The sequence below is a fragment of the Fibrella aquatilis genome, assembly GCF_017353255.1.
Classification (GTDB): domain Bacteria; phylum Bacteroidota; class Bacteroidia; order Cytophagales; family Spirosomataceae; genus Fibrella; species Fibrella aquatilis.
Map to the genome: position 1 here is coordinate 213,023 of NZ_JAFMYU010000008.1, position 12,663 is coordinate 225,685.

At 49.9% G+C, this 12,663-nt stretch carries 16 protein-coding genes; 2 read left to right on the forward strand and 14 right to left on the reverse strand.

Going from position 1 to position 12,663, the window contains the following annotated elements:
* Positions 1–46: 46 nt before the first annotated feature.
* From J2I48_RS12520 to J2I48_RS12535, 4 genes are all read right to left on the reverse strand, one after another.
* Positions 47–835: an alpha/beta hydrolase gene (locus J2I48_RS12520; RefSeq protein ID WP_207335784.1), complete on the reverse strand. Its 789-nt coding sequence runs from the start codon at positions 833–835 to the stop codon at positions 47–49.
* Between the two features lie 92 nt (positions 836–927).
* Positions 928–1,734 (reverse strand): alpha/beta fold hydrolase, encoded by an 807-nt coding sequence (locus J2I48_RS12525; protein WP_207335785.1) that lies wholly within the window; start codon positions 1,732–1,734, stop codon positions 928–930.
* Between the two features lie 222 nt (positions 1,735–1,956).
* On the reverse strand, positions 1,957–2,268 hold the full coding sequence (locus tag J2I48_RS12530; protein ID WP_207335786.1) for a phosphoribosylpyrophosphate synthetase: 312 nt from the start codon (positions 2,266–2,268) through the stop codon (positions 1,957–1,959).
* Positions 2,269–2,282: 14 nt separating this feature from the next.
* Positions 2,283–3,374 carry a catalase family peroxidase gene (locus J2I48_RS12535; protein ID WP_207335787.1) on the reverse strand — a complete coding sequence of 364 codons (1,092 nt, stop codon included), beginning with the start codon at positions 3,372–3,374 and terminating at the stop codon, positions 2,283–2,285.
* Between the two features lie 371 nt (positions 3,375–3,745).
* Between J2I48_RS12535 and J2I48_RS12540 the strand changes: the two genes are divergently transcribed.
* Positions 3,746–4,297, forward strand: a complete 552-nt coding sequence (locus J2I48_RS12540; RefSeq protein WP_207335788.1) for a cupin domain-containing protein — start codon at positions 3,746–3,748, stop codon at positions 4,295–4,297.
* A gap of 407 nt (positions 4,298–4,704) precedes the next feature.
* Here J2I48_RS12540 and J2I48_RS12545 read toward each other — a convergent pair whose 3' ends face one another.
* The 9 genes from J2I48_RS12545 to J2I48_RS12585 form a co-directional block, all read right to left on the reverse strand.
* Positions 4,705–5,106, reverse strand: a complete 402-nt coding sequence (locus tag J2I48_RS12545) for a cytochrome C (RefSeq protein ID WP_207335789.1) — start codon at positions 5,104–5,106, stop codon at positions 4,705–4,707.
* A 12-nt stretch (positions 5,107–5,118) separates the two neighbouring features.
* Complete coding sequence (locus J2I48_RS12550; protein WP_207335790.1) at positions 5,119–5,367, reverse strand: hypothetical protein; 249 nt, start codon at positions 5,365–5,367, stop codon at positions 5,119–5,121.
* Entirely contained in the window at positions 5,364–6,374 is a 1,011-nt protein-coding gene (locus J2I48_RS28720; protein WP_207335791.1) for a cbb3-type cytochrome c oxidase subunit II, read from the reverse strand. Before J2I48_RS28720 ends, J2I48_RS12550 begins: the two co-directional genes overlap by 4 nt.
* Positions 6,364–8,184 carry a cbb3-type cytochrome c oxidase subunit I gene (locus tag J2I48_RS12560; protein WP_207335792.1) on the reverse strand — a complete coding sequence of 607 codons (1,821 nt, stop codon included), beginning with the start codon at positions 8,182–8,184 and terminating at the stop codon, positions 6,364–6,366. Before J2I48_RS12560 ends, J2I48_RS28720 begins: the two co-directional genes overlap by 11 nt.
* 50 nt (positions 8,185–8,234) lie before the next feature.
* Positions 8,235–8,531 (reverse strand): cupin domain-containing protein, encoded by a 297-nt coding sequence (locus J2I48_RS12565; RefSeq protein WP_207335793.1) that lies wholly within the window; start codon positions 8,529–8,531, stop codon positions 8,235–8,237.
* Positions 8,532–8,542: 11 nt separating this feature from the next.
* Positions 8,543–8,962: a group III truncated hemoglobin gene (locus J2I48_RS12570; protein WP_207335794.1), complete on the reverse strand. Its 420-nt coding sequence runs from the start codon at positions 8,960–8,962 to the stop codon at positions 8,543–8,545.
* A gap of 73 nt (positions 8,963–9,035) precedes the next feature.
* Positions 9,036–9,473, reverse strand: coding sequence for a carboxymuconolactone decarboxylase family protein (locus J2I48_RS12575; RefSeq protein WP_207335795.1), 438 nt, complete (start codon positions 9,471–9,473; stop codon positions 9,036–9,038).
* 18 nt (positions 9,474–9,491) lie between these two features.
* Positions 9,492–9,950 carry a DoxX family protein gene (locus J2I48_RS12580; RefSeq protein WP_207335796.1) on the reverse strand — a complete coding sequence of 153 codons (459 nt, stop codon included), beginning with the start codon at positions 9,948–9,950 and terminating at the stop codon, positions 9,492–9,494.
* A gap of 29 nt (positions 9,951–9,979) precedes the next feature.
* Positions 9,980–10,228 carry a hexameric tyrosine-coordinated heme protein gene (locus tag J2I48_RS12585; protein WP_207335797.1) on the reverse strand — a complete coding sequence of 83 codons (249 nt, stop codon included), beginning with the start codon at positions 10,226–10,228 and terminating at the stop codon, positions 9,980–9,982.
* A gap of 552 nt (positions 10,229–10,780) precedes the next feature.
* Here J2I48_RS12585 and J2I48_RS12590 point away from each other — a divergent pair.
* Positions 10,781–11,662 carry a DUF4349 domain-containing protein gene (locus tag J2I48_RS12590; protein ID WP_207335798.1) on the forward strand — a complete coding sequence of 294 codons (882 nt, stop codon included), beginning with the start codon at positions 10,781–10,783 and terminating at the stop codon, positions 11,660–11,662.
* A 3-nt stretch (positions 11,663–11,665) separates the two neighbouring features.
* On the opposite strand, the gene J2I48_RS12595 is transcribed toward J2I48_RS12590, so the two are convergent.
* Positions 11,666–12,565, reverse strand: a complete 900-nt coding sequence (locus J2I48_RS12595; protein WP_207335799.1) for an FHA domain-containing protein — start codon at positions 12,563–12,565, stop codon at positions 11,666–11,668.
* Between the last annotated feature and the right edge of the window lie 98 nt (positions 12,566–12,663).

Below are 12,663 nucleotides of genomic sequence, written 5' to 3' on the forward strand. Positions count from 1 at the left end.
CTTGTTTTGGGTCCTTTGTTATCAGATGGATTACCGAACCAGTCGACTAAACAGTCGTGGTCTCCAGCCAATTCAGGATACATTCAGCATCTTCCCGCCAGGTCGGCTGGCCCAGTACAAAGTGATTACGTCCCTCAAATTCTTTGTAATCGGTGATGGAGCGGCTGTCTTTATACTTCATGTAATTGGTATAATTTAGTGAGGCAGGAATAATGTGGTCGGTACTCCCGGAGGTAATCAATAGCGGTGGGTGGTATTTGGCGAAATCAATATGAGCCGCTTCGGTTAGGCCATCCCTCGATACTTTCTTCGACTCCGGCACCACAAATTTGTCGTACGCTTCGCGCTGAGCCTCATAAGGCATCCCATTGGTAAAGATGTACTGCCAGTCCTCGAACGACATTAAATAGCTTTCATCCGAATCGGTAAACAACCCTAAGGGGTGCCATGTGGATTTGTAAAAAGATAGCTCAAACGTTAACAGCCCCTGTGGCGCCACGGGGTGAATGGCCACGCCTGCGGTTCCCAGATCCTGCTGTAATAAGAGCTGGACCATCAGGCCACCAATCGAGTGGCCAATCAGGATGGGTTTTTCGGTATAGTTTTTGGCAATCTCGGCATAGTAAGCCGTTAGCTGGGCGAGCCGAATGGAGGCAATATCAGGGTTGGGTTGACGGCTTCGGAGTTCGGCTGGCGAAGCATCCTTATAGGGCCAGGGCGGTGCGCTACAGGCATAGCCTTTCGCGCAGAAGAACGCGATCCATTCGTCCCAACAGTTGTTGCCGACAAAGGCACCTGTGATAAATAGAATCGGTCGCTTTTTGCTTAGTTCCATGTTAGTAAAAATCTGTTTAGAGAAAAAATCAGCAATCAATTCACCACTAACGCTACACTATATACGTAGCGCACTGACGTCATGTTTGAAACCTACTTGGCAATGTCCATGAGCACAGTTGTTACCTGATCAGGTATCGAAAGAAATGGACAGTGGCTGCTATTCAACGTGTACGTTTTTTTGATACCTGCCGCTGCCACCATACGCTTTTGAAGGGGCAGGCCTACGGCATGATCCAGCGCCGTGTGTATGTAGTACTTGTCTACTTTCCCGAAATTGGTAGCGGTAAGCGTTACAGAATTGGTAAAAGGAATAGCTGGTTCAGGCTGATAGTTATCGACAGCCAATTTTTTTACCGCATCTGATCCATCCTGAACAAAAATCGGGATTAAACTTTCCGCTTTAATCCCCAGCGTCAACTTGTCGGCCGACGGCACCAGAGCGGGACCAAGCTGTGACGTGCTATCTGTCTGAGCCAAAGTCAGCAGCGACTGTCCACTGGCCGGAAGAAACGCCCCAATATAGACCAGCTTATTAATACGGGTCGGAATCTTCTCGGCCGTTGCGGTTACCACTACTCCCCCCATACTATGACCGACCAATATGACATTCCCGGATATATTATTGATGGCGGAAATAACTTTGTCCCGGTAAGTATCTATGGTTAAAGTGGCTGGGGATGTTTTGTCGGCACCGTGGCCGGGCAGTTCCACAACGACCACTTTCTGACCTTTTTGCTCTAATTGGCTCTTGACAAATTGCCAGGCATAAGGGGCCTGCCAAGCACCATGTACGAGTACAAATGTGGTTGACGGTGATGGGCCTTCATTCTTGTTGCAGGCCGTGAGCGTAACCAGCATGGCACTGGTCAGGAGCAGAGAGAGAAATAAGATTTTCATACGATTGCGTGTTTTGGTAGAAGAATTACTGTTGTATTCGTGTCTGTGGAGCTAACAGTTGCCGGTTTGCTATGTGATGGGATTTATCTTAATGACATGGCTTTGCTCAGTTGAGCCGCTTTTCCTTTTTCTCCTTTTGATGCCACATGATTTCCTCGCCCATTAGAGGCGGTTCTTGTTTTTCAGTCATCGCTCATTTTACAGAAGGTGAGCAATAGATTACTAAGAACTAATTCTGCGATCTAAGCCGCCAAGAGGAAGATGCAATTGCTGCTCAAGGTTGGCTGTAACCGATTCGGCATATACACCGTATGCATTGAGCAGAACACCTTTCATCGAATGTCTGTCGGATGAAAGTGCGTACAGAATAAGCTCATCGCCTGGATCAGTTGGCCCCTCGAAACGGTAGATTGCCTCGATGACAAAAGCTTCTGGCTCTACGTAGATGACTGACAACAGGTTGTTGAAGTCTGTTACATAACCTTGTTGGCTCAACTGGCTCATCGTTTCCGATAGCGTCATGGATGATTCCATCAGGATATCACCCGTTAGTTCGACTCGAACGACCCTTGACGCTGACCCACCGATATAGGATACGCCCTGGCCCGGTCCAGCAGCATCGGGTCGGCGATGGTGATGCCGTCCGGTACATTATTTGGATTGAAGAACAGCGTCTTATCCTGGGCCATGGTATTAGCAGCCATGTTCGTGATGCGAATAGTACCCAGTAGAACCCGCTTGCGGCTATCGGGCCAGGCGATGGACGGGTTTCCAATTTGATCACCTGGCTGGGCAAGCTGCGCGTAGAGCTTAAAGACAATCGGTTGTTTGGCCACGTGCTGTCTGATTTCCTCCTGTAGGTAATTCGGTCCGGCCCCAGCGATCTGTTCTTTGGTTAAAAACTGTTCGCCCGCTTCAGGTATGAACTGATACCGTACAAACTGAGATTGTCCAGCTTTATTCGTAAACTTAAAGGAGTTGACCCCGAAATAAGACAACGTCGCCCAGCTGGTGGTCAGCGGCTTTTGAGTCGTCAGAAACGTTTTAGCGATAGGGTGCGTCGCCAAAAACTGGTTCAGTGGAGCAGGGTTGCCCCCTCGAGTAGCGGCTCCTATGGCCTCCAGAAGTACTTTGAACTCATCCGTTGTCGCAACGGGAAAGCCATTGAAACTGTGGGCGACAATGTCTGCCGACTGATTATCAGGCATCAGAAACTTGATCGCCATACCCCTCGGATGCGACGCTCCTGTTGTGTCAGGAATATCTAAAATGCCGGTGAAGTCGGAGAAGCGTACCACAACCGGCAGCGTCTGTTTCTGGACATGTGCGGCTTTAGTCAGGTTAGCCGCTCCACGAGCGGGTGTAAAACTACCTTCCAGAATAATTCCTTTAGCATGAACAGCACGTCCATCATGTTTACCGAACGCCGAATGTAGCATATCAACCGCCTGAATGGGCGTAACACGGGTCTTAGACTGGATACCCGCGTTGCCGTCCTGCGCCTTGATGCTAAGCGGAAAAGCTACGCTAAAAAGCCCTATGGCAAAGGCCACCAAAAAGCATAAAGAACGGCTTGATTCTTTTTGGTCTGTCGGCAAAAGTGGCCGACTGCTGATTGAGTAACTGAGAAAAGATTGCATAGACCTGGTTCGTTATGGTTCGTTTTGCCATCCTATACCAAACCCTGTGCCGCCGCCTAATGCTGATCTACGGCTACAGGAGAATAACTCATATAGGTCAATACGGACTGATTTAGGCGGTTTGCGCTCTTTGCTGACGATAGACTCACCCCAATAATTTCGTAGTTGCAGAGCGCCAATATGGATAAGTACGGATTATCTGGAGCTTGAAACCTAGCTGTCGAGTAGCTAATGGGCCAGAAATACTAGCGAGAGCCAATAACTATTTGTAGGCCGGTTCCGGCACTGCTTTTGTCAATACAGCAAGAGCAGCCGCAGACTGGCATACTATCAGACGGCCGCTCAGGTTTCGGACTTCAACATAATCCATCATGGCGTATCGGAATAAACTCATTCGCAACCCCAAAGCAGGTCAGGAAATCCTGTTTTTATATACAGCCAAAAATACCAATGGCCAGTTTCTCGGCCTGATCATCACGTTTCAGCCGCAGGGGCAGCCTCCTGCTCCATACTATCATCCGCACCAGACAATAGATCTTGACGTATTGTGTGGCGAACTAACGGTGCTGCTTAACGGCGAACAGCGACAATTGGCTATCGGGGCGACCCTGCATATACCTGCTTATCAACAGTATGCTTTCTGGAACAAGTCAACTCAGCCGGTTCGGATCAACTGTCGGCTGCGGCCGGCTCTTGACACTGAATATTTGCTGGAGACGATGACGGGCCTGGCCGCTAACCAAACAGGTAGGGTTAAAGGAGTTTTGCACCTATTGCAGACAGCGCTGATTGCTCACGCTTTTTCGCATGTGTTTCGGCTGCCACGCTGGCCATTCGTACTCCAAAAAACGGTATTAACCCTGTTGGCTTTACTGGCTTATTTAGCCGGCTTACGACCGACATACAGAGAGTATCTTGACTAATTCCGAAACACTTAATAGCCATGATATAAATTTTCAGGATTATTTCGCCACCCTTTCTACCGTTTTGTTTTTGGGGGTATTGGTAGTTAATCCAGCCTTGCTGCGTGTTGGCCTGACATTTACTATTTTCTGGGTAAGCCTGCTCATTCGCACGCGACTAATTGCGTGAAACCTGCTGCGATGACTATCTGTGGTATCTACCGCCAGATTTTTCCCTCGCGGATAGCGACCTTACCGTGCTGCTCCAGCCGTTTTACGGCCCGAATAACAGTCTCCACCCCTGATAGTAGAACAGGGCCGGTTCTTCCTCACTAAAAAGTATCGTTGCTTTGGGTAGGTGAAGCCTGACAGCCCCATACTGTTCCAGTAAGAAGTCGGCAATCATAAGCTAAAATGGGCGGGTGGTGTTAGTGAAAATAGCTGATTAAGTAATAAGTCCCCCAGGCAATAAACACTAAAACGACACTCCACACCCAGGCCGAAATGGGTTTGGGGGTTTCAGAAGCCGAAATAACAAAGGATTCATTTGTCTCGCTCCCGTACGCATTGATCGTGATCGGAATCACATCTGAAACGGTGTCGCCGGACTGTAATCCGATTACCGAAATTGCCGGGCCGTTTCGTACTGTAAAGGCAACCTGCTGAATCCCCTCTTTACCATCTGAAGACAGGGCCACTACTTTCAACATATGTTCGCCGTCTACCAATCGGGTCGTATCGATGTCGATTTTGATCGGTGGTGCATATTCCGCGAAGGGAACCGTGTTGTCATCCATGAACAGAATCACCTTCTGAAGTTGCTTACTCATAGGGCTATCCAGTTAGAAGGTGTGATGCGGGCAGCAAGTTTCCCTGGTTTTGGGTTTGATTACATACCAGATGAACAGAATGAACGTCAGCATAACGATAGCGATAGCGCCATATAAAATCCAGTAGTCGAGCGGACTTTCGGGGCCGGTGCCGTGAGTGATGCCCGCAAACCCTTTGGGTTGCCGTTTTTCGCAAACCGGGCAGGCGGATAGCAGACCGGCCCTAAGCCAGCCAAACAGGAAGAGGATGTACGGGTTCATGGGGCTAGTTCAGTTTTTATAGTTTCCCGGATCTGCTTCACAAAATTGGGCGTTACGGCAGCCGCTTTATTACCCCAGGCACCTCGCTCGTGAGTCATGATGGCAGCAATTTCGGCATCGGTCAGTTTGGCGGCAAAAGCGGGCATAACGGCGTATTCTTCCCGGGCGTTGTAGCCCTGTAAAATAATGCGAACCATCAATTCAGCGTTGGCGTGATTCACCACCGGACTGCCTTTCAGAGGCGGGAAAGCCCCTCTGAGCCCTTCGCCGTTGGCCTGGTGACATGCCTGACATTGTTGGATGTACAGGGAAGCACCGTCTAAAGCCGCTGTTGGTGCCGGATCACCTGTTGCCACCGCTACGCCGGGCTTTTTATACTGAATAAATACGGGTGCGGCCCCATCGGGTAAGTTGACCTGTTTCAACGATAGTAAATAGGCGACTAACTGACGGGCCTTTTCGGTCGGGACGATATGCCCCCCTCGGCCAGTCCGGAACTCATCCGGTACGTTGACCTGGGTATCATATTGGCCTGCTATTGCCACTTCCGCAAATAACCAGGGATAAGCGGGCATAATTGATGCTGTGACTACCGAGCGCGGATTATACAGATGGAGGTAATGCCAGGCCTCACTTGGCTGACGTTCGCCAATTTCGGTCAGGTCGGGCCCCGTTCGTTCGGTCCCTAGCACGGAGGCCGGAGCACGCAGGTTATCTAGACGGGTACGCCAGGCATAATCCGCCGGAATGCCCGGTCGGCCACCCCAGGTTTCGTCCATGTCGATGTTGCGCACCTGCTGGGTATGGCAGCCAACGCATCCCTCGGCTACAAACACTCGTAAGCCTGCTTCAACTTCGCCGGTTTGCGGTTCGCTACCAGGAAGTAGAGCATTGTTTTCCTGCACCGACCAAGCGGGTTGCACTGCAATTAGCACACTGAGCGATAAATAAATCAGCACGATGATACCGACAAACAGCCGGTGGTTTTTGTATAGGTTAAATGGCATGAGCTTGAGGCATGGGTAAAGCACTATCGGAAATCAGGCTTTTATGCAACAGCATATCGTAGAGGTTGTAGGCAAAAACGAAGTGAGATACCAACATCATTGTGCCGCCAATGGCACGCCAGAGCCAAAACGGCATCATCAGCACCACTCCGTCAATAAAGGGTTTACCCTCCAGCCACCCAATACCTTTGAGTGTGCCCCCTACCATCAGCGAAATGATATAGGCCAGCAGCCCAATTAGGGCGAACCAAAAATGAACGCCTACCAAAAGTTGCTTCGGCTCCCGGCCTAGAAATCGTGGTACAAGAGCATAGATACACCCCCAAAGCATAAAGGAAATAATGCCGTACATCGTGATGTGGGAGTGAGCGACGTTGAAGTCGGTGAAGTGCCAGATTACATTGGTAAACCGAAACGCCTGTAAGGATCCCTGCACGGACCCGACAAAGTAGAATAGGATACCAATCAGCAAAAAAGGCAGCGAATAACTGTCGGCGATGTGTTTGTAACTGCCCCGGATGGTCAGCAGAAAGTTAGTCGTTCCAGCCAGCACCGGAATAAACATACCTGCGCTAAACACAATAGCCACCGTTTGCAAGGACCAAGGCAGCGGGCTAAACACATAATGGTGCGTACCGATGAGGGTGTAAAACAACAGTTGGGTCCAGAAAGCCAACACCCCCAGCGAGTACGAATAAATCGGCTTATTGAGCGACATCGGTAGGAAATAATAGACCAGCCCTAGCGTGAATGTCATGAACCACATGCCAACGGCCTGATGCATATAGTAGCCCTGAATGATCGTTTCACCCATACCATTCTGGTAAAGCGGTATATAACCAATCACCGTTAGGATAAGCGTCCAGACCAAGGCAGCCAGCATGTACCAGTTTGAGATATACATTTCGCCTGTTTTGCGGCTGGCCACCGTCTGGTAGAAATTGATAAAGGCAACGCCTACGCCAGCTACGAACAAGCCCATAACAGGCCAGATAAATTCTCGATATTCTCCACCACCATTATTGATCCCAGCCATCAGGCAGACAGAGCCGATGCCCACGCAGATGTTAATCAACCCGAGTGAGAACCAGCCTAGCCCGTAGCTGTACAGGCGGGTATTACCGGTGCGGATCACGACAAAATGGCCTAGTCCCAGCATGGCCAGCGAGGCCCAGCCCCAGAAAACAACATTGGTGTGTACGGGCCGCAGACGCCCAAACGATAGCCAGGCTATATGGTCAATGTCGGGTCGTACGAACTTGATGCCAACGTACCAGCCCACTACTGTACCGAACACCAGCCAGAAGGTCGCACTCAGCAGAAACGCCCCGACCAGCGTAATCAGGCGTGGGTCTACTTCACCATTGCGGAACGTTTTCTTTTTTTCAGCTACTAATGGTGAATGTACATCAGTCGATAAATGGCTTATGAGTCCACGCTCGTCGCGGGGTTCTTCATCGCCTGCCAGTTCATTCCCCACCAGTTGGTAAACGAGTGACTGGTGCCGTTCGACAAGTTTGCCCAATTGAGCAGGCGATAGATTGATTAGTGCTTCGTCAAGATTTCGTTCCTGTGAATTGGGCTGAGGCATGTTGAGCTGCTGAACGACGCGCCCCAGCCGGATGATTGCAATAAAGGCAACGAAGACAACCACTAACAATAGTAGCCCGATGGTGCCGATAATGCCAGGTTGATTCAGCAGGGCATCAATGGAACCGGGTTGAGCAAACGCTGCATCTGCTGAACAGGCCAGCAGTCCAACGACCACTATAATTTTGGTCAATAAGAGCTTAAGTGATTGCCGTTTCATCAGAAGAAGACAGTAACGTGGTAAACGGCTAGCCATGTTCAGACAGTGGCTTAGCGATAAATCAAGAGTTCAGCATCTTGCAGACAAGTGAGTGCGTGGGTATGTCCAGCCGGGAAAACGACGAAATTGCCTGCGCTAAATTGGTCGTGCTGCTCATCGAGCGTAATAATCATCTGCCCGGCGAGTACCAGCACAAACACGTCAACGGGCGCCTGATGCGGGGGCATGGAATCGCCCGTACGGAAGGTCTTGTGAATAATCTTTTTACCGTCGAGATTAGCCAGCGAAACTGTGCTTGTCTGATTAGCCGTGGTGTTCATACAAATGGGCAGACTTCCCTTTTCCATGATGTTTAAGATTAGTGGGTGTTGGCGAGCGTGTGTAGCTTAGCTTGTAAAACCATCGACATAGTCCGGGCACGGGTTTTAGCAGCTTCGGCTATTGGTCTGGTGAAGAGGGCATTGACTGTTAGACAAAACAGACTATTCCACTGCTCGAAATGAACTGGTTCCAGCAACTGCTTTGAATGCAGTTCGATGTGTTTAAGAATTACGTTGCTGTGGTAGCGATTTTTGGCGAATAGTATGGTTTCCCAGAAATCGGCCATCAACGGGAAATGCGTCGCGAGCGTTACATGCGCCACGACCGTAAAGAGGGGGGCAAGCAGTTTATCGGCGAAAACCTGGTCGTAGAAGGTTTCGACTAAGTTTTCAATATCGGCGCGTGTGGTTATATCCGTATGCGATTGCGTGAGCTTCAGGGCTATTTGATTGACCACTACAAAAGTCCCGCTTGCAGATTGCCCCTGTTTATGACCTAAATCATACGTCCCATAAAGAGGTATTCTTAAATCAGACAGGTGTCATGCGCGTGGCGATACCAATCCGGTTCCAGGCATTGATACTGATGATAGCCATGATGAGATTTGCGGTCCGCTTTTCACCAAACACAGCTAATACCCGGTCGTAGGTTTCGTCGGATACTCGTTTATTGTGAATCAGGGTCACCTCTTCCGTTAGGGCCAGAAGAGCGCGCTCCTCGTCGGTGAAGTAAGGACTTTCCTCCCAGGCATCGAGGGCATAAATACGCTTTTCGGTTTCGCCACGTGCCCGCGCGTCTTTGGTATGCGACTGAATGCAGTAGGCACAACCATTGATCTGCGATGCCCTAATTTTCAGCAGGTCGATTTGTGCAGGGTTGAGTTCCGATTCGGCAATATGTTTATCAATAGCCGAAAGCATCTCATAAAATTTGGGTTCGAGGAGGCCGATTTTAATTCGCTTTGCCATACTTGTGCGTGGTTTGTATTAGAAAAAGATGGTAGAACGTCGCTCAAAGATCAAATTATCAATACTATAGGCGTGAGCGTAGAATGTAGCCAATAGTAGTCCGGCTGCACTATCAACCCATACCGAGTAGTTGATTGGTGCCTTGTATCCTAACTCAATGGTCATCGCCAGAGCAAACGCGCCGGTAAGCAGTCCAGCACCTAACGCGGCCCAACGCGTAAATAGACCAAAGACGAGCAGGATGCCGAAACTTGCTTCGCCGAGGGTAGCCAGAATGGCCAGTACACCGGCCACTTCCTCGGAAACAGATGGGTTCAGCTTGTGAGTGTAGAGAACAAAAATTGCCCAGTTACCCCAGCTAATATTTTTCTCGCCAGGCATTCCTATCCAGCCTAGTCGGTCAGCTACTGGGATCAATAATGTAATTCCCAGAGCGATGCGTAGAAAGAACGATAGAATTTGTTGATAGAAATACATGATGCAAGAGCCAATTAAGAATTAACAGATCAGGGCCGGACGTCGTGCCAGTAATTATTCGCGGCAGCAATTGTTGAGAACTCAGTCGCTACGGTTTGCCCAATAGCAATCAGCATCATGGCATCACTGGCGTATACCCCGCGCAGTGTTTCTCGAACCTGAGCGTCAGGTTGTGTCGTTTTGATAATGAGTCGGGCCATTTTAATGGCCAACTGACGACCTTCTTCGGGTGTAGCTGTCAGTAGACTATTGTTGGGAATAAGGGTTACAGGTTCCATATGATTTGCATACTCAAAGCCTTTTTGTAAACACTACAGGCGCTTATTCCAAACTCTATGCCCAAAGCAGAAAACGACGCTCAATACTTAAGAAAGAGTCAAAATAGCCCTTCAGACTAGCTTTAGCCACAATTAAGCTATCTGAAAATAATCAGGCTTAGCTCAACGGAAAATCCAGAAATACTGGAGAAATGAATACAAATTGGAGATATATCTGGAGCGAATAGACTTTCTCGGTTTGCGCTTGTGCTTTAATAATTACATCTTGTGTAGTTCATCAGGCTCAAGCAATTACTCAAAAAATCAGGTGATTGTAGCAGGACGCTACTTGGCATCAAAAAGCCGCGCTCAGACTCAACTGGCGCGGCTTTTTTGAGGGATGATTATTTCGGTACAGCCGATATAGCTTAGTAAGCGTACTAATGAATCTGGTTGCAGGTGACGGTTTCTATACGATTTTTCATAAATAGCTCAAGTAACCTGACACGCTTTCCGCTTGCCTCCATGTCATTTTTTGTACGATTATTTAATTATACCCTAAACTCTTTCCTGATGATAAGCACGTTCAAAGCCCGGTTTGGGATGCTTCTACGGTGGTCTGGTATGGTGTTTCTGGCCTTATTCTGTTTCCGGCTGCTCTATGGCTATCTGGCTACCGATACCGCTCAGGCTAGCGACGACGGAGCTAACTTCTTCAGTTCACTGGAAAATGTGCGAAAGAATTACGCGTCAGAAAAAAGCATGAAGTTAAGCGGCGACGTGCCCGCGCAGTCGGCTATGGCGTCCAGCCAGAAATTTGAAAAGACGGCTTCGGTCAAGCTCAAGACGTCGTCTTTTGAGGATGACGAAAAGCGCGTTAAGGCCCAAACCAAAGCTTACAACGCCGTTATTCAGTACGAACAAAACGAAGGGCAGCGCGGCAACCGCGAAATCCACCTGCTCATTGGCGTCGACCCGGCGCAGTTCGATAAATTCTGTCTGGAGGTGCAGAAAATTGGTAGCCTCAAGGCTATTTCCGTCACCAAAGTTGACAAGACAAATGAGTTCAGGAAATTGAACGCCGAGAAGATTTCCGTCGAAAAATCGCTTCAGTCGCTTAACGAACTCAAGTCGAAGGGTGGGGAGATTGCTGATTTTGTGACCCTCAACGACAAGATCCTGGAGATGGAAACCAAGCTTCAGGACCTGGGCGTCGAGCTGGGCAACTTCGACACTGAAAATGAGTTCTGCACCGTCCGGCTTTCGGTGTATGAAGGGGCGACGGAGAAAAACATCAGCGTCGTTCACCGCATCAAAGTAGCCCTGGAATGGACTATCGAGTACTTCGCGCTGCTGGTGTTCGCGTTGATTGGGCTGTGTGTCCTGGCTTTATTACTGCTCATGATCGCTGATAAGCTGAAACTGATGGCCGTATTAACCACGAGGAATAACTAACCCCTACGCTACCCCCTCTACTAACAACTTCGCCTCGCCGCCGAACTCGATCTGATCGCCGGGGGAGAGTGCGTAGCCCATGCCGGGCATGTCGGCGCGTTCAATGGTGTCGTCGGTATGGAGAATCTTGGTTTTGTTACCGCTGGCGGGCAGCCCACCGGGGTCGGCGTAGAGACGAAAACGGCGGTTGGTGGCATCATATTTAATGGTGGCGTGCTGTCGGCTTACCACGAGGTTGGCCTCGCCCCGGCTTGCGTCGAACCCCACGTCGTCACCATCCAGAAAGACAATGTCGTTGGTCCGAATCCGGCCTGAGGCGGTCTCTACAGTCTGTCCGCGCCCGATGGTGAACTCCGTTTTTTGGGTCGAATCGAGCAGGTAACTGGCTTCGGCGGTTTGCCCCACCAGCGCCCGAAGCCCGATTTGTGCGGGGTTGATGGTGGCGGCTACGGGCTTGAAAATAGGACTTAGCCCAAAGTCGCCTCGTTGGTAAGTGGCCTCAATTGGTAGCACATCCGGCACATACTGCCACTCGAAAGGCCAATTGGGCGGCAGGGCGATGTAATGGTTGGCCAGGTGGCGGTTCAGTTCGGCCTGAAATTGACCGGGCTGATGGGCGTAAAGCACCACGTTCATCAGCTGCTCGTCGTCGGGGGTGGGGCAGCGCACCCACAGGCGCAGGCCCAGCGGCGCATTCTCTTTTTCGTTGGCGTAGGGGGTAAGCTTTTCCACCAAAAAGCGGAACAACTCGTCGCGCTTCCTGGGTGCAGGCGGCGGTTTCGGGCTATTGCTTTGGGCCGAAACTGGTACAGATTGGACTGGTTCTGGTGCTGCTGGTTTTGGTATTTCGGCTGGCGGCGTACCCATGCCGAAAAAGCGTTTCAACGTGTCGGAGAAGGGCATGGAAGTGGTTGATTTGTGTGGTTATTGGTCATTTCTCTATGCTGTCATTAGTCGTATCCAGCTACCAATGACAGCTTGTATTGGTTGATGAGTCTGTA

Excerpts from the sequence above, each read along its gene's own strand:
- J2I48_RS12520 (WP_207335784.1), bottom strand. The coding sequence starts at position 835 with ATGGAACTAAGCAAAAAGCGACCGATTCTATTTATCACAGGTGCCTTT.
- J2I48_RS12525 (WP_207335785.1), bottom strand. The coding sequence starts at position 1,734 with ATGAAAATCTTATTTCTCTCTCTGCTCCTGACCAGTGCCATGCTGGTT.
- J2I48_RS12530 (WP_207335786.1), bottom strand. The coding sequence starts at position 2,268 with ATGGAATCATCCATGACGCTATCGGAAACGATGAGCCAGTTGAGCCAA.
- J2I48_RS12535 (WP_207335787.1), bottom strand. The coding sequence starts at position 3,374 with ATGCAATCTTTTCTCAGTTACTCAATCAGCAGTCGGCCACTTTTGCCG.
- J2I48_RS12540 (WP_207335788.1), top strand. The coding sequence starts at position 3,746 with ATGGCGTATCGGAATAAACTCATTCGCAACCCCAAAGCAGGTCAGGAA.
- J2I48_RS12545 (WP_207335789.1), bottom strand. The coding sequence starts at position 5,106 with ATGAGTAAGCAACTTCAGAAGGTGATTCTGTTCATGGATGACAACACG.
- J2I48_RS12550 (WP_207335790.1), bottom strand. The coding sequence starts at position 5,367 with ATGAACCCGTACATCCTCTTCCTGTTTGGCTGGCTTAGGGCCGGTCTG.
- J2I48_RS28720 (WP_207335791.1), bottom strand. The coding sequence starts at position 6,374 with ATGCCATTTAACCTATACAAAAACCACCGGCTGTTTGTCGGTATCATC.
- J2I48_RS12560 (WP_207335792.1), bottom strand. The coding sequence starts at position 8,184 with ATGAAACGGCAATCACTTAAGCTCTTATTGACCAAAATTATAGTGGTC.
- J2I48_RS12565 (WP_207335793.1), bottom strand. The coding sequence starts at position 8,531 with ATGGAAAAGGGAAGTCTGCCCATTTGTATGAACACCACGGCTAATCAG.
- J2I48_RS12575 (WP_207335795.1), bottom strand. The coding sequence starts at position 9,473 with ATGGCAAAGCGAATTAAAATCGGCCTCCTCGAACCCAAATTTTATGAG.
- J2I48_RS12580 (WP_207335796.1), bottom strand. The coding sequence starts at position 9,950 with ATGTATTTCTATCAACAAATTCTATCGTTCTTTCTACGCATCGCTCTG.
- J2I48_RS12585 (WP_207335797.1), bottom strand. The coding sequence starts at position 10,228 with ATGGAACCTGTAACCCTTATTCCCAACAATAGTCTACTGACAGCTACA.
- J2I48_RS12590 (WP_207335798.1), top strand. The coding sequence starts at position 10,781 with ATGATAAGCACGTTCAAAGCCCGGTTTGGGATGCTTCTACGGTGGTCT.
- J2I48_RS12595 (WP_207335799.1), bottom strand. The coding sequence starts at position 12,565 with ATGCCCTTCTCCGACACGTTGAAACGCTTTTTCGGCATGGGTACGCCG.